General features: G+C 44.3%; 16 protein-coding genes. 8 read left to right on the top strand and 8 right to left on the bottom strand.

Features of this window, described 5'->3' with window-relative positions; translation table 11 throughout:
* The first annotated feature begins 171 nt into the window (after positions 1–171).
* Positions 172–891 carry a 3-keto-disaccharide hydrolase gene (locus K9M52_RS18260; protein WP_224069879.1) on the top strand — a complete coding sequence of 240 codons (720 nt, stop codon included), beginning with the start codon at positions 172–174 and terminating at the stop codon, positions 889–891.
* Between the two features lie 193 nt (positions 892–1084).
* Here the strand turns inward: K9M52_RS18260 and K9M52_RS18255 are convergent, their stop codons facing one another.
* Entirely contained in the window at positions 1085–1339 is a 255-nt protein-coding gene (locus K9M52_RS18255) for a hypothetical protein (RefSeq protein WP_224069878.1), read from the bottom strand.
* A 486-nt stretch (positions 1340–1825) separates the two neighbouring features.
* Here K9M52_RS18255 and K9M52_RS18250 point away from each other — a divergent pair, with 486 nt between their 5' ends.
* From K9M52_RS18250 to K9M52_RS18220, 7 genes are all read left to right on the top strand, one after another.
* Entirely contained in the window at positions 1826–2560 is a 735-nt protein-coding gene (locus tag K9M52_RS18250; RefSeq protein ID WP_224069877.1) for a YggS family pyridoxal phosphate-dependent enzyme, read from the top strand.
* Between the two features lie 163 nt (positions 2561–2723).
* Positions 2724–3374 (top strand): FadR/GntR family transcriptional regulator, encoded by a 651-nt coding sequence (locus tag K9M52_RS18245; RefSeq protein ID WP_224069876.1) that lies wholly within the window; start codon positions 2724–2726, stop codon positions 3372–3374.
* Positions 3375–3418: 44 nt separating this feature from the next.
* On the top strand, positions 3419–4675 hold the full coding sequence (locus K9M52_RS18240) for an MFS transporter (RefSeq protein ID WP_224069875.1): 1257 nt from the start codon (positions 3419–3421) through the stop codon (positions 4673–4675).
* Positions 4676–4872: 197 nt separating this feature from the next.
* The gene (locus K9M52_RS18235) at positions 4873–5721 is read left to right on the top strand and encodes an ABC transporter ATP-binding protein (protein WP_224069874.1); all 849 of its coding nucleotides are present in this window, start codon (positions 4873–4875) and stop codon (positions 5719–5721) included.
* Between the two features lie 44 nt (positions 5722–5765).
* Entirely contained in the window at positions 5766–6557 is a 792-nt protein-coding gene (locus K9M52_RS18230; RefSeq protein WP_224069873.1) for a hypothetical protein, read from the top strand.
* A 12-nt stretch (positions 6558–6569) separates the two neighbouring features.
* Positions 6570–6947 (top strand): GntR family transcriptional regulator, encoded by a 378-nt coding sequence (locus tag K9M52_RS18225; RefSeq protein WP_224069872.1) that lies wholly within the window; start codon positions 6570–6572, stop codon positions 6945–6947.
* Positions 6948–7002: 55 nt separating this feature from the next.
* A complete protein-coding gene (locus K9M52_RS18220) occupies positions 7003–7875 on the top strand; it encodes a hypothetical protein (RefSeq protein WP_224069871.1) in 873 nt (290 codons plus the stop codon).
* Positions 7876–7891: 16 nt separating this feature from the next.
* On the opposite strand, the gene K9M52_RS18215 is transcribed toward K9M52_RS18220, so the two are convergent.
* The 7 genes from K9M52_RS18215 to K9M52_RS18185 all read right to left on the bottom strand — a co-directional run bounded on the left by K9M52_RS18215 (position 7892) and on the right by K9M52_RS18185 (position 16737).
* Positions 7892–10609, bottom strand: a complete 2718-nt coding sequence (locus K9M52_RS18215) for a sigma 54-interacting transcriptional regulator (protein WP_224069870.1) — start codon at positions 10607–10609, stop codon at positions 7892–7894.
* 199 nt (positions 10610–10808) lie between these two features.
* Positions 10809–11564, bottom strand: a complete 756-nt coding sequence (locus K9M52_RS18210; protein ID WP_224069869.1) for an SDR family oxidoreductase — start codon at positions 11562–11564, stop codon at positions 10809–10811.
* A gap of 139 nt (positions 11565–11703) precedes the next feature.
* Complete coding sequence (locus K9M52_RS18205; protein ID WP_224069868.1) at positions 11704–13065, bottom strand: NAD(P)/FAD-dependent oxidoreductase; 1362 nt, start codon at positions 13063–13065, stop codon at positions 11704–11706.
* Between the two features lie 331 nt (positions 13066–13396).
* Positions 13397–14845 carry a serine hydrolase domain-containing protein gene (locus K9M52_RS18200; protein ID WP_224069867.1) on the bottom strand — a complete coding sequence of 483 codons (1449 nt, stop codon included), beginning with the start codon at positions 14843–14845 and terminating at the stop codon, positions 13397–13399.
* 141 nt (positions 14846–14986) lie between these two features.
* Positions 14987–15346 carry a dimethylsulfonioproprionate lyase family protein gene (locus K9M52_RS18195; RefSeq protein ID WP_224069866.1) on the bottom strand — a complete coding sequence of 120 codons (360 nt, stop codon included), beginning with the start codon at positions 15344–15346 and terminating at the stop codon, positions 14987–14989.
* 21 nt (positions 15347–15367) lie between these two features.
* A complete protein-coding gene (locus tag K9M52_RS18190; RefSeq protein WP_224069865.1) occupies positions 15368–15799 on the bottom strand; it encodes a DoxX family membrane protein in 432 nt (143 codons plus the stop codon).
* Between the two features lie 146 nt (positions 15800–15945).
* Positions 15946–16737 carry a helix-turn-helix domain-containing protein gene (locus K9M52_RS18185; RefSeq protein ID WP_224069864.1) on the bottom strand — a complete coding sequence of 264 codons (792 nt, stop codon included), beginning with the start codon at positions 16735–16737 and terminating at the stop codon, positions 15946–15948.
* Between the last annotated feature and the right edge of the window lie 178 nt (positions 16738–16915).

Here is a 16915-nt window from a genome sequence, read left to right as displayed (position 1 = left end):
ATCAAAACTCTCCGTAACCTAAATCCACACATTTTAGGTGCTATTCCTGATTAGTTTTGTTATTTTTAGTTGTGATTTCATCGCATTCAATCGTCTTAATCGAATAAAAATGCGATCAGGCGTTTTTTTAATGCATTCTTGATCAGTAATATTTAAAACAAAAAATAAACAATGAAAAAACTACTTCTCGCCGGTATCTTTTTTGCCTTTACCGGATCCGCTGTAATGGCACAAAAACCGAATACGCTTACAAAAAAAGAAAAGAAAGCAGGCTGGAAATTGCTATTTGACGGTAAGACGACCTCTGGGTGGCACACTTATCTGAAAGATACGGTGGGTTCTAAATGGCAGGTAAAAGATGGAGCCTTGGTTTTTGATCCCAGTCAGCCAGATGCGGGAGGTGGGGATATCGTCACCAATGATGTGTATGAGAACTTCGAGCTCAATCTGGAATGGAAGATCTCCAAAGGTGGAAATAGTGGTATTATCTTCGATGTACAGGAAGATCCAAAATACAGCGCAACTTATTTAACGGGCCCGGAAATGCAGGTCCTGGACAATATTAATGCCGAGGACAATAAAAAACAAAATCATTTGGCCGGCTGTTTATATGATATGTCGGGAGACGCAACAGTCTCTAAGCCTGTACCGGTAGGGGGATGGAATAAAGTCCGCATTATTCAGGATAAAGGCCATCTGACATTTTACCTGAATGGTATCAAGACCTTTGAAGGCCAGATGGGTAGTGAAGCTTGGAATAAAATGGTGGCCGGCAGTAAGTTTGCCAATGAAGCCTTTGCGGATTTTGGTAAAGTGGCTAAGGGACATATTGCCTTACAACAACATCCGGGCTCCAGTGCCTGGAGAAATATTAAGATCCGGCAGTTATAAAGTGCATATTACCGGTTTCTTTTGAGAAGGTATCAGCAGAGGTACATGTTCCATCCATCAAATTAAAATAACAAACCGCTCCTTAAGGTGTGACACCTTTGTTGGAGCGGTTTATTTCTTTATATACGAAAATACGATACCAGCCTGACAAATGCTAATAATAGCAGCAGAATGATAAATGTGTAACTTGTTGCTATTGTCTGGACCAGTGCCTGAAATCTTCCCATCGGCATTGGATAAGACGGGCGCCACTTTGTTTGACCGGATAATGATGAACGGTAAATCCATCATGGTCTGTAGAAGCCACCTGAAATTTTCCTTCCCTGGAGCGTAAGCGGATAATATCACCTGGTTTTAAAAATGGATTTTCAGCGCCGCCACTAAAGCCTTGCTGACTGTGTTGTTTTTCGACCGCAGTCTCCCGATTTTTTTTCTTTCCAAAAAGCATAATGATGTTCGTATTTATAGGTTCATACCCAAGACACCTTCGTCTTTAGTATCCTGTGGGTCTACTTCATAAATGATTAAGGAAAACCCAAAAGATACATAAAGCTTATTGGGTTAGTCGGTTGGAGTATTTATCAATTGTAAAACTACGATTTTTTTTTGAGAGATTTTTCTTCGGCGGATTATTTGTATATTAATTATATATAAGATAGATTACCAATTACTTGCATCATGAATTATTTTTGCATTCCGTCCGGAAGACTGCATACTACCAGTTGTTTGTTTTTTTTAATGCCTGCTCTGATGCATTTTCTCAGCACGTTTGTCTTATATAACAGCGACAAGTACATCCGGAAGTCTTTATAATAATGTTGATATCTTATAATAAGTCGATACCTCAAAAGGGCAATCTTGCCGTTGAATACGAAAGCTACTACCTTTACAAAGCATATCATTACGCAACTAAAATAATTGAGGATCTACTGAAATGCACGATGAATTAATCCAAAATATTGAAGCCATCGAAAACAGGATTATGAATGCCTGCGAAAAAAGTGGCAGGAACCGGGAAGAGATAAAATTGTTACTGGCCACCAAGACCGTATCAGCTAAACGTATTGAGATTGCTTTGAACGCCGGTTACAGATTGATTGCAGAGAATAAAATTCAGGAAGTCAAAGAGAAATATGAGGCGCTTGCCCGTATACCACATGAAAGCCATTTCATCGGACACCTACAAACCAATAAGGTAAAGGAAATCCTTCGCTATAATATCGACTGTATAGAATCTCTGGATCGTTTGGAGCTGGCAGAAAAACTACACCAGCGTTTGACGATTGAAGATAAGCACCTGGATGTACTGGTCCAGGTCAATACATCAAAAGAGGTAAGCAAGTTCGGTGTAGATCCTGCCGGCGCGATTGATCTGATAAAGGCGGTCGCTCAACTAAACCGGTTACATATAAGAGGATTGATGACCATCGGGCTTTTCAGTGCCGAACCTGCACTGGTGCGACCTTGCTTTCAATTACTGAAACAGCTGAGTGAAGACATCAAAACCCTTCATATACCGAATGTGCAGATGCGGGAGCTCTCTATGGGTATGAGTGGAGATTTGGAAATAGCCATAGAAGAAGGTGCTACCATTGTAAGAGTCGGTACCGCTATTTTCGGTAAGCGGATATATCCGGACAGTTACTATTGGAATGAGCAGAATAACTAAGCCATGTATGGATCGTTATACACACATCAGGATCAAGATCTGCCTCCGCCCAGGCGGATAAGCAAAAAATAAACCGCCCGCCGTTTATTTTTCTGGGGAAATCGATTACCTTTGTAATTCATCAGATGATATGATGAATTTATTTTTTAACACCGTGCATACAATGATAAAGAAAAGATCCCTCGCCGATGAAGTGGCTGTACGTTTGCAGCAGCAGATTACTTCTGGCGTATTTAAAGTAGGCGATAAGCTACCTATTGAACTGCAACTTATGAAGTCCTTCGGTGTAGGCCGGTCTTCTGTGAGAGAGGCCATAAAGATCCTGGCGAACCGGGGATTATTAAGTGTTCAGCAGGGCGTGGGCACCTTTGTTGAAAGTCAGGTAGCCTTAAGTGAGCCCCTGGGCCAAAGGCTAAAACGGGCTGATATCAAAGATCTGGATGAGGTAAGGAAGCTCCTGGAACTGAAGATCGCAGAGAAAGCTGCAGAAAATTATACAGCAAAGCACATTGAAAAAATGAAAGCATATCTGGCGGCGCGCAACAGGGCTGCTCAGTCCGGAGATTTAGCAGGCGCTATCAAAGCCGATATCCATTTTCACATTACCATTGCGGAAGCCTCCGGGAATGAGATTCTTCTGGACTTATATAAAGCTGCAGCCACGCACGTGGAAGCCTGGTTTTTACAAATTTATAATGATACCCTGCCTTTTATACAAAGCCAGCAACTACATGAACAGTTACTAAAATACATTAAAAAGCAGGATGCGAAAGCCGCCTGGAACACAGCCACTGCCATCATCGATCATGTTTAACCGGGCGCATGGCTCCATCACAGCCCGACAAAGCAACATACATAATGAAAAATAATCCTCCTTCTGTAAATCCTGCAGCATCACAGCGCCTTTCCCCAAAATCCCTGGCTGAGAAGACGGTATTTTCCATTCTTTTCACGATTAGTTTTACGCACCTGCTCAACGATATGATGCAGTCCGTAATACCAGCTGTCTATCCGATTATAAAGGAAAACTACAAATTATCCTTTACGCAGATCGGGCTCATCACATTGACTTTTCAGATGACGGCCTCTTTATTGCAGCCATTTGTGGGCCGGTATACGGATAAAAAGCCCAGGCCCTTTTCTCTATCCATTGGCATGGGGTTCACCTTATCAGGGCTGATCGCCTTGTCGTTTGCCTCAAGCTTTTATCTGATCCTATTGTCTGTCGCTTTAATTGGCCTGGGTTCCTCTGTCTTTCATCCGGAGTCTTCCCGGGTGGCGCATTTAGCGTCAGGCGGAAAAAAAGGCCTGGCGCAGTCTATCTTCCAGGTAGGTGGCAATGCGGGGAGCGCCACCGGACCATTGCTGGCCGCATTGATTGTTGTACCCTACGGACAGTTTTACATTATATGGTTTGCGATTGCTGCTGTACTCGGCATGCTGGTATTGATTAAAGTGGGAAACTGGTATAAAGAACATCTGGTCTATGTAAGGTCTAAGCCTAAAGCCGCCAAAGCTGATGCCGGACCAAGGTTATCCTCAAAAAGGATCAGCATTTCACTGTTCATATTGCTGGTGCTGATTTTTTCCAAGTATTTTTATATGGCCAGTATTACCAGTTACTTTACCTTTTACCTGATCGACAAGTTTAATGTCAGTGTGCAACACTCTCAATTGTATTTATTTGCCTTCCTGGCGGCGGTGGCCGCCGGAACGGTGATCGGCGGTTCACTGGGAGACAGGTTTGGCAGAAAGTACATTATCTGGATATCCATCTTAGGTGTAGCGCCTTTTACATTACTATTACCCTACGTGGGCCTGACATGGACCATCATACTGGCCGTGATCATCGGGCTCATTTTATCTTCTGCCTTTTCTGCCATACTGGTTTATGCCACTGATCTGGTGCCCGGCAAGGTGGGCTTGATCGCAGGACTCTTCTTTGGATTTGCCTTTGGCATGGGGGGTATCGGCTCGGCATTTTTAGGCTGGCTGGCGGACAGGACCAGCATTGAATATATATTTAAGCTCTGTTCCTTTCTGCCGCTGCTGGGTATTATTACGGGTTTTCTACCCAATCTGGAGCATCAATCCGGAACCCATAACCGGGGATAAGAGGCTCGTTGTTAAACAGTATTTACGCCCCAGAACAAAGGGGTCCGCCAGCTGGCGGACCCCTTTGTTCTGGGTGCCAGAGTATTACGATAAGGTTCGATGAATTTGATAAAAATTCAAAATAAAATTGGTGGTTTGTAAAAATAATGTTTACATTTGTAGTGTACTAATAAACTAATACACTCAAATCATAAGCCATGATTAAAATTGAGTCTTTAGGTTTTGCTTATAAACGTCGCACTGTTTTTGACCGCCTCACCCTGGAATTAAGACCAGGACATATCTATGGATTATTGGGTAAGAATGGTACCGGCAAATCCACTTTACTGCGTACGCTGATGGGATTGCTTTTCCCGGATCAAGGGTCCATTGAAGCCTTTGGGTATAATCCTTCTAAACGCCATCCGGAGTATTTACAGGAGGCCTTTATGGTAGCCGAAGAGTTCTATTTGCCTTCCGTTTCTGTGCCTCGTTTTATGAAAAGTAACAGCCCTTTTTACCCGGCATTTGATGAAGCGCAGTTTTGGGAGTATCTCAAGGAGTTTGATGTGCCGGTGAGCCATCCACTTGATCAGATGAGCTATGGTCAGCGAAAAAAAGTACTGATCTCTTTCGCCTTGGCTTGTAATACGAAATTATTACTAATGGATGAGCCGACCAATGGATTAGATATTCTCAGTAAGAGTCAATTTAGAAAAGTAATGGCCAGTGTAGTCACAGAAGATAAATATATTATCATCAGCACCCATCAAGTGCGGGATCTGGAATCTCTGATTGATTATATCACAATTCTGGATGACGGCGAGATCCGCTTTCATTATGATATGGGAACGATCCAGGACGTACTGCACTTTGGCTTTAGTTTTGAGAAAACGCTCCCTCAGGATACGCTTTATAGTGAAAGTGTGCTGAGCGGCCTTGCTTATATTAAAAAGGCTGCAGCGGGTGAAATGAATGCCGGCAAAGTCGATCTGGAAATGCTGTACAAAGCCGTGAACCTAAACGGACCGGCTATTGACCAGGCTTTTGCCGTGGCAGCATCCTAATGAGTGGGTTTACAAACTATTATCTAATTTATTTTATCAACAATATGAACCAGACATTTAGTTTAAGCAGGTGGTTACTTCTGATGCGCAGGCATTGGATGGAAAATGGAACGTTATACCTGTACGGTATTTTGACCATAATAGGAGCAATAGGTATTTCCCTGTTTTTTTGGGTCCAATCTAATCACGATTACAGGCAGACAGACTTGTTTGTAATGTATATGTTTGGACTCTATGTTGTAGGCGCTATTTTTGCCAGCGGCTCGTTTGATGTGCTACAGAAAAAGGAGAAAGGAGTTTACTACCTGACACTTCCTGCCAGCCACTTTGAAAAATTACTAACCCTGATCGTGTATAACACGCTGCTCTTTACGTTCATCTTTAGTCTTTGTTTTTATGGCATGCAATGGCTGACGGTTTTAATTGTCAAAGCAAAAGCTGCTGCCCATCCCGATCAGTTTCATTATACTGCCGCTAAATTTGGTCAAAATGTCTGGTTGGACCAAGCCCTTGGTTATTTTGCCATACTATTTTTTGGGGTACAAGCTTTGTTTCTATTAGGTTCAGTCTACTTTAAACGTTTTTCATTTTTATTAACGCTTATTGCTCTCGCCATATTCTTTTGCTTAGGGATTTATTATTTAAATAATTTACAGGACGCTTTCTTTCCTAACCACTCTTGGAGTGAATCCGGTTTACATCCTAGATATGGTGGAGATAAAGTATATAGAATGCCGGAATCTGTCAGATTTGTTTTGAAGTGGATTTGTCTTTTGGGCTGGGCGCCGCTCTTTTGGTCGGCAGCTTGGTTCAGGTTGAGAGAAAAGGAGATTTAAAAAAATTATCTGATGATGCATTTTGAAAACAGTACCCAGGCTATTTACCTGCAGATTGTCGAATATGTCTGTGAACAGATTATACTGGAACAATGGTCTATTGGAGAGAAAATACCTAGTGTCAGAGAACTGGCAGTAAAAATGGAGGTTAACCCTAATACTGTTATGCGCAGTTATGAAGTACTTAAAAACGAGCAGATCATTTTTGATAAAAGAGGCATTGGCTATTTTATTGCACCTCATGGCCAGTCCAATGCCCTTATATATCTGCAACAGGAGTTTACCAGTAAATCCTTGCCACAAGTCTTTAAAACGATGTATCTGCTCAAAATGGATATAACGGACCTCCAACAGCCATTTGAACAATTTAAAAAGAATTTGGATACTTAGTCCGAGATCTTCTGATCAAACAGCGTTTCTTTAAATTATTAAAAAGTTTTCGGTGATGAAAGCAAAAAACAGCAATAAGATACTTCTTTGTATTTTGGCCTTAACGATTTCTATTCCTCTGTTAGTAGCCATAGTCTTGCGTCATCAAGTCCGTACCGGCCATTTTCAGATTGAAAGACATATACGACAAGAAGACCCTTCGCTCAGATCACGTGGACCGCTGGACGATGTAAAAGCGATTAAATTAATCGGACCCCGTCATGATCGGATAAGTACAGATACCTTCTGTACAGTTTTTACACATGGTAGCCAAAATAGCTATACTCTGATAAAGGAATCCGGAGAAGACAGTGTGCAGATCCAACGGCTGGGAGATACTCTGGTCTTTGCCTATTATAAGGATACAACCAAGGGGATGAACGATTTTCGAAGTTTCCATCACATCAGGTTAGTTCTGGAGCTACCCGGGAATATACCTGTACTTGCGGATAATTGTAAACTCGGGTTTGCCTCTTGGAATACGGATACACTGGACGGTATTTATACGGCCCCTGGATTTATTTATCTAAAAGACGGCGCTATATTAGAAATGGGCAGTGAAAATCTCAGGTATGTATTAAAGCGGGATACAATCTTGCCAAAAGGGCAAATTATTTTCGTGCGGGACAGCTGTCAGGCAAGCAAAAATAAATTTGATTCGACATTTGCTCCGATGACAGGGTTTCATATAGTTGCCAATAACAGCACGGTAAGATTTATCCAGCCACTTGCCTTTAAGAATTTCCAACTCGAAATGGAAAACAGTTCTTCACTGGAGTTGTCCCACCCCTTCAAAACCGGTCAGTTATCAGGGCAGTTAGGCGCCGATACAGAAATTAAGGGAGGTGTCCGCGGCCTCAGATCCATAAAGGCGCTGATTAAAGATTAATGCGGCGGTTGTCATTTCAGGACAGGTAATCCCTTTTTTTAATGCCGAGCTTTTTGATTTTAGAATGCAAGGTCGTGGGAGGGATGCCCAGCCTGCGGGCGGCACCGTCCACACCTGCTATTTTACCCCGGCTTTTTTTCAGAATATCAATGATATGGGTCGTCTCCATATCTTTAAGTGCTATTTTTTCCTCACTCAAGTGACGAAGACGTTGATCAACGTGACCTAAGGGCAAAGGCACCCGTTTTAAGACAGAGCCTTCCATCAGTAAGATGCTTCTTTCAATTAAATGTTCCAGCTCCCGGACATTGCCCGGCCAGCTATAGCTGCGCAGTTCCCGGAACACAACGGCAGCAATGCTCTTAACGGCGTGTCCGGTCCGCTTACTATATTTTTGAACAAAGTACCGGGTAAGGGCTTCCATATCTTCCGTTCGGTCCCTGAGCGCAGGCAGGTGAATGGGAAAAACATTTAACCGGTAATATAGATCAGGCCGGAACCGGCCTTCATTGACCTCGATATCCAGTTTCCTGTTCGTAGCGGCGATAATGCGTACATCTACTTTTATGGGGCTTTTACCTCCAACGCGCTCGAATTCTCTTTCCTGGATCACCCGGAGCAATTTCACCTGTGTTTCCAGCGGCATTTCCCCGATTTCATCCAGGAATATAGTACCGCCAGCGGCCAGTTCAAATTTACCTATTCTGCGCTCTATGGCGCCGGTAAAAGCACCTTTTTCGTGACCGAAGAGTTCACTTTCGATCAGATTTGCCGGTAAGGCGGCACAGTTAACTTTGATCATAAGTTTATCCTTTCTGGGAGAGGCATTATGAATGGCCCGGGCAATAAGCTCCTTTCCCGTGCCCGTTTCCCCCAGAATAAGTACGGTTGAGTCAGTCGTGGCAACCAGCCGGATCAGTCGGTAGACTTCCTGCATTCTTTCTCCGCTGCCGATAATCTCCGAAAAATTATATAGACTGTTGATTTCATTTTTGAGCTGAACATTTTCCATTTCAAGCATTTGCTTATACTGTAGGACTTGTTCATTCGCGTAGATGTTTGAAATGGCCACTGCCAGTTGGTGCGAAACGGATTGCAGTAAAGCGCTGTAGGCGGACGTTTTTGCCACGGGGTCAACATGAAAGAATGCAGCGCCTATTATTTCCCCGCCCACTTTCAGTAAGGTGCCCGCCACTCTTTTCAGATGGATCGCCTGCCAGAAATGCACATACGCCGGCATGTCCGGGAGCGCGGAGAGTGTAGCTACGTCAAAATAAACAGGCTCCTTGGATCCGCTGATCCGTTGGAAGACCGGATCTGAGGCCTTAAAGGTCATATCAAGTATGCCTTCATGACCCGGGTGCAGACGGGCAAAGGTGGCAGCTTCGTCAATGATAATGCTATAGGTGTTCTTTTCCCGGTCCAGCAGGACCATCCCGAACTCTTCAATACCTAAAACCGAGGTAACTTTTGTATAGAACTTCTGAAAAAGGTCATTTCTTTCTCTTAGCGCGGCCATTTCCTGGCTGAGAGAAAGAAGCGTCTCCTTTTCCTGTTCCCTTCTCAGTATTTCCTCATTCGCCTTTATATTGGAAATCGCAATGGAAATCTGCGCACAGATTCCTTCCAGTAGTCTGGTGTCAATCTTTTCTGTGATGATCCATAAGATGCCGATATTCCGACTACCCACCCTTAGTGCCGCTCCGGTCATTTTCTCAAAGCCGGGTTTTCCCCGTGCCACTTTTTTCCAAAATTCCACATAGGGATCCCGTGTGTCATTGGCTATTTCCTGCAGAAAGTCAATAACGACCGGCCCTTCAGATTTTAATACCCGTCCAGAGATCCCATGTCTGGGGCTTATCTTTTCGTTCAGTAAGGCCTTAAAGCGGGGTTCTGCGTGATAAAACGTTTCATTGTCATGCATAAAAGGCATCAGCTCGCCGCCCACTTCATTAATCAGCCGGATAAAATAGGCCTGCACCATACTGAGCTTCTTCAAGAAGGTATAAATGACTGACGCAAGGTCTCCTTTTGTTCTTACAGCAGCAATGCCGCCGCTGAAATCCAAAAGAAAACTTTCTTCCCAGTTTTTCTGTCGTATGTCCGCATGATCAATAATATTAAGAAGGGCGTTGGAAAGTAGCGGAGCGATCTCCTGTAGAATGCGACATAATTCGGCGGTAAAACGGCCTTTACTTTTACTGGCAACCAGCAACAAACCCATGAGCATGTCTCTGTCTTTCAGAGGCATGATCAGGCAGCGCTGCATCTGATGATCGTCCTTATTTATCATGAGTTCACTGACCAACTCATGAAGTGCACGAGTGGCCGGATCAGCTTTCTTTCCGTTTTTGACAGGTAGCGCCACTTCAAAAGGAGCTGTGGCGTTGGTGCATAAGGACCAAACGGCATCTTGCAAATCCAGTAAGTATACAGCACTTAAATGCGCTTCCGGGTGGCTTTTCAGTAAATGGTTAATGCCTTGTGTAATGGAAGACAGATGCGCACAATGCTGATTTTTTAAAAGGAGGATCTGTGCTTGGTCATAATGATGGCCTAAGCCTCTGATCTTTTTTGAAAAAAGCGTGACCAGATCCTTCGTATCCCGTACCCTGGATGTAGCTCTGATCAAAGAGAGCAGCACCTGTTTTTCACGGATGGATGCATCCGGATCCTGAACGGTCTGGTCAGCACTGAAAGCAGACATCGATGTATGTTTGGAAGACGCGTTCATGAATATTTATCTTACTGTAATGCCAGAATGATGAATAAGAGCCCCTGCTCATTACCCGAAATTACAAAATTACCGGAAAACGATGCCGGGAATTTGAATCATGACCGGTTCGTGTGAAAAAGGCGACTGCCCGCCGGCATGGGCAGACAGTCGTTTGTTGAAAAGGGATGGGTATCTGTTACGGTCCTCCGTTGAAAAATTATTTTTTAACCGGCTGGCTGGCCAGCCAGTCTGAAAAGCGAATTTTACCCAGACGGGGATTGGGGCCAGGCACCAACGTTTCATCATTAAGGGCAATACCGAAATAAAGCGCGTGTACATCTCTATGCAATTTGCGTTTATCACCGGTCGCCTGCATATAAGTGCTGACAAATTCGTCCTGCGGTTTTCTTTCTGGTCCGGCGATCTCGATGATTTTGTTTTGCGGGTCACCCAGCGTTACGTCTTTTAATATCTCTGCGACGTCCTCTGCTGCTATGGGCTGGAAAGCGGCCGGCGGCACACGGACTTCATCACCCACTGTGGCGGCCCCGACAATGGCGGCGCTAAACTCAAAAAACTGTGTGGAATGTACGATGGTATACGGAATTCCGGAAGCCTCGATAATACGTTCCTGCTCCTGCTTTGCTCTAAAATAGCCACTGGCCAGCATTCTTGAAGTCCCTACAACAGAAAGGGCAACATGATAGCGGACGCCTGCTTTCTTTTCGGCCGCAAATATATTGGCACCAGCGGTTTTAAAGAAGTGCATGGCGACTTCGTCCTCAAAATTAGGGGAGTTGGCCAGATCAACGACAACCTCGGCGTCGGCAAAGGCTTGATCCAGTCCCTCTCCGGTCAGTGTGTTTACGCCGGTAGAAGGTACAGCTACGACGACTTCGTGATGCAGGGCCTTTAACTTGGCCGTGAGTTTTGAACCGATAAGTCCGGTTCCTCCGATTACTACAATTTTCATTTTATATCGATTTTGCTGGCTTGCCGGATGCTGTCTTTTATTCAGACCCATTACAGACAGATCCGGTAAGCCGATGAGAAAAACATAAGATTGTCGCGCACTGCCCGCCATCTTCAGTCAGCCTGCATCCGCTTGTTGATCAAAACAATACGGTTTGCTTCTTTTGGGCTGGCTGCGGTGCCGCCTGAGGATGAGAAGACGACAGCGGTCTTTTTTGAGATTTTGTACTATCCGTATGGAAAATCATCCGTAGCATCTGGTCATGGGTCAGATAGGATACCAGCCAGTTATAAAAAGTTTTGATCTTATTATTATAATTGACCAACGAAACCAAATGGATAAATAACCAGCTGAGCAGCCCCAGTATACCGCCCAGATGAACCGGACGGCTGCCGTGTCTGAACAGATCCGCCACAGCCCAGGACCTGCCGATGATCGCCATATCGCCCCGGTCAAAGTAATGAAAGGGCCGCATGGATCTGCCTTTCGCTGCTAACAGCAGATTTATTGCCAGCCGCTTTCCCTGCTGAATGGCAGGCTGCGCCAACTGGGGATGACCGTTTGGATATCTGGGATCGCTGTATTGCACGGAAATATCGCCAATCGCGTAAATATGATCATATCCTCTGACACGGTTATAATCATCTGTGATCATCCGGCCGGTTTTATCCAGCGATTCTTTTTGGATGCCCGGAAAGGTCATCGCCGTTATGCCTACGGCCCAGATCAAGGTACTGGCCGTAATGATTTCTCCACTGGACAGATATACTTGTTCTCCTTCATATTTGAGGACTCTTGTGTTTAGTTTGATGTCAATCTTGAGTTTGTCGAGGGTTTTGAAGGCTTCTTTATGAGAGGCTTCACTCATTGGCGCCAGCAGATTGGCAGAACCTTCTATCAAATACAGTTGCAGGATCTCTCCCTGAAGTTCAGGATAGTCCATTCCTAACAGGCACTGCTTGAATTCTGCCAGCATACCCGCCAGTTCCACACCAGTGGGTCCGCCACCGGCAACAACCATCGTAAGTAATGATTTTCTGATAACCGGGTCCCTCTCAACAGATGCTTTCTCCATGATATCAAGCAATGTATTACGCATGGTAATCGCATCTTCAATACTTTTGATATACAGCGCGTTTTTCTGCAGCATGGCATTTCCGAAAAAATTGGTGGTAGAACCGGCAGCAAAGATCAACACATCATAACGTAATATACTGTCATCTGCCAGGAATAAAAGCTGTTTATCCGGGTCTACCTTCATTACTTCTCCCAGCCTGAAATGAATACCTTTTTGCTGAAAGAGTTTTCTGAAGGGATAACTGATGGCGGAAGGTTCGAGAAAACCTGTGGCAACCTGATATAACAGGGGTGTGAAGTAATTATAGTTATGCTTATCAACGAGGGTGACTTCATAGTAGGAATTGTTGTATAGTTTTCTGGCCATATTCATGCCGGCAAAACCGCCACCGATAATGATCACCTTTTTTTTGTCTGCATCCATGGGTAAATATTTAAAACTGATTTAAATGATTTTACTGTTTACCCTTTTGGCAATTGAAGTGCCATTATGCAACCCATTATGTTTCAATAGGCAACAAAATAATCGCCGAAAATAAATGGCGATATTTCGTGAAATGACCACTGAAGTGACGATATATAGCGGGTGATTCTGTCAATACGGTCAGACAGCTAGATTGCGATTATTCAAAAAGAATGTCTGTAGCTTTTGCAGCCGTTTTGTTTTTAAATATTGTTGACACAAAATAACAGCCACTTGCTTCATGATAATTTTAGCCATGTTTGACATGAAAAAATATCACATTAAAAATCATTTAATGATTACGCCGCCTCGTCATAGGCAGCTCCCTGCCATTTTGCACGAGCACCAACTCAACATATCTATCTTCTTTTTTTCTGAATTTCACCTGCGCGTCGGCGATCAGGAAAAAGAAGTTATCCCTGGCACAGGGATACAGTTCTGCTACGGGCTGATCCAGATAACGCGCGTATAACCGGCCGCTTCTGGTTGTAATGACCATTTTAATCTTCGGGTCTGTCGACATACAATAAGTCCCGGTCAGTTTTTTAAGATATATGCTGTCAACCCGAATGGTGGAGGGTATTTTTCTTAAAGAGGGCCATTGAATGGAAGAAGCGCCATTCATAATCTGCATAATAGATACACAGAGCTGATCCGGAGAAACGGTCTGGTTTGTATTTTCAAGAATGATAATACTGCGGTTAATGTTCGGATAAAAAGCGATTATGCTTCTGTAACCGCCAAACCCACCGTTATGCCATATATAAGTCTGCTTGCCTTGGTGGGTAATCAGCCAGCCGAAGCTATAGGCCATATGGTCATATCCAAGTGTATCTTTTCCGTCTTTGGTCAACTGAGGGCGGACAGCAGCAGCAAAAATGCTGTCCGGTACCAAAATGTTGCTTCGAAGCGCCTGTGTCCATTTGTAAAGATCGCCAACCGTGCTTTTGATTCCCGCAGGGCCACAGACACCACCCATAAAACGCTGATAATCCACAGGGGCGCTTTTGCTAAAGAGCCGGTAGCTGTTTGTGACCGGATCAAACATATAATTGCGGGCGATATTGCCGGCAGGCGGTTCGAACCTGCTGCCTTTGAAAACCGGTATAGAACTCTGATGCATGCCCGCTTTGCGAAATATATGCCGCTGCATATAGTCCGCAAAGGGCACCCCACTCACTCTGGCTACGATATCGGCTAGTAATAAATAATTGGTATTGGAATAGCTAAAGCGCGTGCCCGGTTCAAAATGCGTGTCAGGAGCCGAAGCGCAAAGGTGTCGCTCAATATCCTCGTTGGTGTAGCTGTCCTTGGCCATGCCCATCTGTTCGGCTGTCCATCCGAGAAAATCCACAATGCCCGAGGCATGATCAGTCAGATCGCGGATCGTTACATTTTTATAGGGAAGCCTGGGGAGATATTTTGTCACCCGGTCATCATAGTCCAGCTTCCCCTGATGATGTAATTGCATAATAGCGAGCACAGTGAATTGCTTGGAAACCGATGCTATTTCAAAGCGGGTATCGGTTGTCATAGGTATTTTGGACTCAAAATCTGCATATCCGTAACCTTTCTCCAAGATGATTTTCCCACTGTCCGCGACCAACACAGCACCATTAAATGCATGGGCCTTACCCAGGCTGTCAAAAAGCGTATGGAGTAGTTTAGCCTTTGATTGCGCCCGCAATTGGCTCGAAACAAAAAAAACTAAAAATAGCAAGATCCTATGTTGTCTATGCATCCGATAGGTATTTTAGTATAACGGCACGTGTCAATAATGCGCAACACGCAAATATACGTCAGATAGGAGGATTCAACCAGATAAGTGATTTGTCTCCGGGTCCGGTTCTCCTGGTCGGGAAACCAAACTATACAGAACAGTCTATTTTTCCAGAATCACTACTTCTTCCGGCACGATCAATAAAAGCGTACAGCCGTTGTCAGACTGCACACGATGCCGGAAGCCGGGAGGTGTATAGAGGTAATCACCTGTTTTAAGGTGCGCTTCTTCGATAATGGCTTCTCCGGTAAGCACAAACAACTCTTCGCCGGCGGGATGGTCATGATAGGGGTAGGAGGCACCCGGTTCGAATTTTAATAAAATGGTGGTAGAGCGCCCTTGCCGGGCATCAAAGCGCAAGGATTTCACGAAGACACCTTTGTAGTGTATGTTTTTTTCGATCAGGGGCTGCCACTGTTGTTTTCCTGATGGCGTGATGTAGGCGTGCATATTTGTATCCATGATAGGCATATTTATGTTGAACTATTTGATAGGATGCATCAGCTGATCCAGACTGTAGATATAGTTTTCTGCGGTAGCCAGAACCAGTGCACCGGCACTGAAAGCAAATACCGAATAATCCAGTGGCTCTTTAATACCGCTGGAGACACTCATGGCGACGGCAAACAATAGTGTCAATATAGCGGCTCCTAAGGCTGCTTCCCTGGTAAATAGACCGACAAGGAGCAATAGACCGAGAACCGTTTCTAAAAAGGTCGCGGTGATCGCCGTTGGTGATATAAGCTGATCCGGCAGGTAAAAATTAATTTGCTTGGTATAGTCCAGAAATCCCTGCCAGCCGGAAGATTTCTTGCCCCATAATCCCAGTCTGCCGGCTACAGCGGATAAGAATCCTGCTGACAGCGCCAATCTCAGCAGCAAAAAGGAAAAAGCGGATTGTAATACATTTTGCATTGTTGATTATATTTTATTGATGCATGCAAAATTCTACAAATCCGGCCTACCAAAAATGGAAGATTCTAGAAAACACATGTAAGATCTGACAAATAGGCTTTGGAGTGCCTATAAGCCCGGGCAGAAACGGCGATATTATGTGGGGCTCAGACGATATGAGCCTTTTTATACTCTTTTGGGGACGTTCCCGTATGTTTTTTGAAGAAATTGGAAAAGTAGAACGGATCTGAAAAGCCCAATGCATAGGCGACCTCTTTGATGCTTTGGTCCTGATAGAGGAGTATTCGCTTTGCTTCAGATATCTTCAGGCTGAAAATCACATTTTGGGCTGTTTTGCTGGTGTGTTGTTTAGCCGCTTCGTTCAGCCTGGTTTCGGTGGTAGAAAGCAGGCGTGCATAATCACTCACTGTATAATTCTTTTCAAAGGTAGACCTGACGCTTTCCAGGAACTTTAAAAACAGTGCATCAGGTTTCCAAATGGGATCACCATTGGCAATTTTGGTTCGATTGATCTCGATGAGTAAAAGTTCAATATAGCTTCTGACGGTTATCAGATATTGAAAGGGCTTTTGTTCAAGTTCTGCAGCGCTCTTGTCTAAAAGATTTTCAAATAAGGCCGGGTCCCTGAGCGAGATCAGCTCGTTTTCTCCAAAATGGCAAAACAGACCATTGTGGAAGATGAGTTCAATATCACTATCATCTTTACAGATAAATTCAAGTGCAAAATCCAACACCTGGATCTGGCCCCTTAAAGCAGTAAAATAATGTACCTGACCGGAAGTTATGGTAATCACCTGACCGGATTGCATCGTAAATTCAGTCTCATCTATGTGAAGCCCGGTGCTGCCGGACTGGCAATAGACCAACCGGTATACAAGCAGGCGCGTAGGTGCCTGATTACAAAGATCCAAATCTTGAAATGCTGTTAACTGAACCATGTACTAAACTATATATTGCAAACAAGTGCCGGTTAGATCATTCAATGACAAAACCGCCACTTAGTGCAGGGATAATTTCATTTTACCCGACAAAGCTACTCAAATTTAGGGATTCCGTTCTTTCTGTCGATCTTAACAGCCGATCAGTAGAACCGGCGCATTTTACCAGCCCCGTGCC

The sequence above is a fragment of the Arachidicoccus terrestris genome, from assembly GCF_020042345.1.
Taxonomy (GTDB): domain Bacteria; phylum Bacteroidota; class Bacteroidia; order Chitinophagales; family Chitinophagaceae; genus Arachidicoccus; species Arachidicoccus terrestris.
Note: the sequence above shows the minus strand (reverse complement) of the source record. Positions and strands in the feature narration are given on the sequence as shown.

Coding starts and splice junctions, on each gene's coding strand:
- K9M52_RS18260 (WP_224069879.1), top strand. CDS start 172: ATGAAAAAACTACTTCTCGCCGGTATCTTTTTTGCCTTTACCGGATCC.
- K9M52_RS18255 (WP_224069878.1), bottom strand. CDS start 1,339: ATGCTTTTTGGAAAGAAAAAAAATCGGGAGACTGCGGTCGAAAAACAA.
- K9M52_RS18250 (WP_224069877.1), top strand. CDS start 1,826: ATGCACGATGAATTAATCCAAAATATTGAAGCCATCGAAAACAGGATT.
- K9M52_RS18245 (WP_224069876.1), top strand. CDS start 2,724: ATGATAAAGAAAAGATCCCTCGCCGATGAAGTGGCTGTACGTTTGCAG.
- K9M52_RS18240 (WP_224069875.1), top strand. CDS start 3,419: ATGAAAAATAATCCTCCTTCTGTAAATCCTGCAGCATCACAGCGCCTT.
- K9M52_RS18235 (WP_224069874.1), top strand. CDS start 4,873: ATGATTAAAATTGAGTCTTTAGGTTTTGCTTATAAACGTCGCACTGTT.
- K9M52_RS18230 (WP_224069873.1), top strand. CDS start 5,766: ATGAACCAGACATTTAGTTTAAGCAGGTGGTTACTTCTGATGCGCAGG.
- K9M52_RS18225 (WP_224069872.1), top strand. CDS start 6,570: ATGATGCATTTTGAAAACAGTACCCAGGCTATTTACCTGCAGATTGTC.
- K9M52_RS18220 (WP_224069871.1), top strand. CDS start 7,003: ATGAAAGCAAAAAACAGCAATAAGATACTTCTTTGTATTTTGGCCTTA.
- K9M52_RS18215 (WP_224069870.1), bottom strand. CDS start 10,609: ATGAACGCGTCTTCCAAACATACATCGATGTCTGCTTTCAGTGCTGAC.
- K9M52_RS18210 (WP_224069869.1), bottom strand. CDS start 11,564: ATGAAAATTGTAGTAATCGGAGGAACCGGACTTATCGGTTCAAAACTC.
- K9M52_RS18205 (WP_224069868.1), bottom strand. CDS start 13,065: ATGGATGCAGACAAAAAAAAGGTGATCATTATCGGTGGCGGTTTTGCC.
- K9M52_RS18200 (WP_224069867.1), bottom strand. CDS start 14,845: ATGCATAGACAACATAGGATCTTGCTATTTTTAGTTTTTTTTGTTTCG.
- K9M52_RS18195 (WP_224069866.1), bottom strand. CDS start 15,346: ATGGATACAAATATGCACGCCTACATCACGCCATCAGGAAAACAACAG.
- K9M52_RS18190 (WP_224069865.1), bottom strand. CDS start 15,799: ATGCAAAATGTATTACAATCCGCTTTTTCCTTTTTGCTGCTGAGATTG.
- K9M52_RS18185 (WP_224069864.1), bottom strand. CDS start 16,737: ATGGTTCAGTTAACAGCATTTCAAGATTTGGATCTTTGTAATCAGGCA.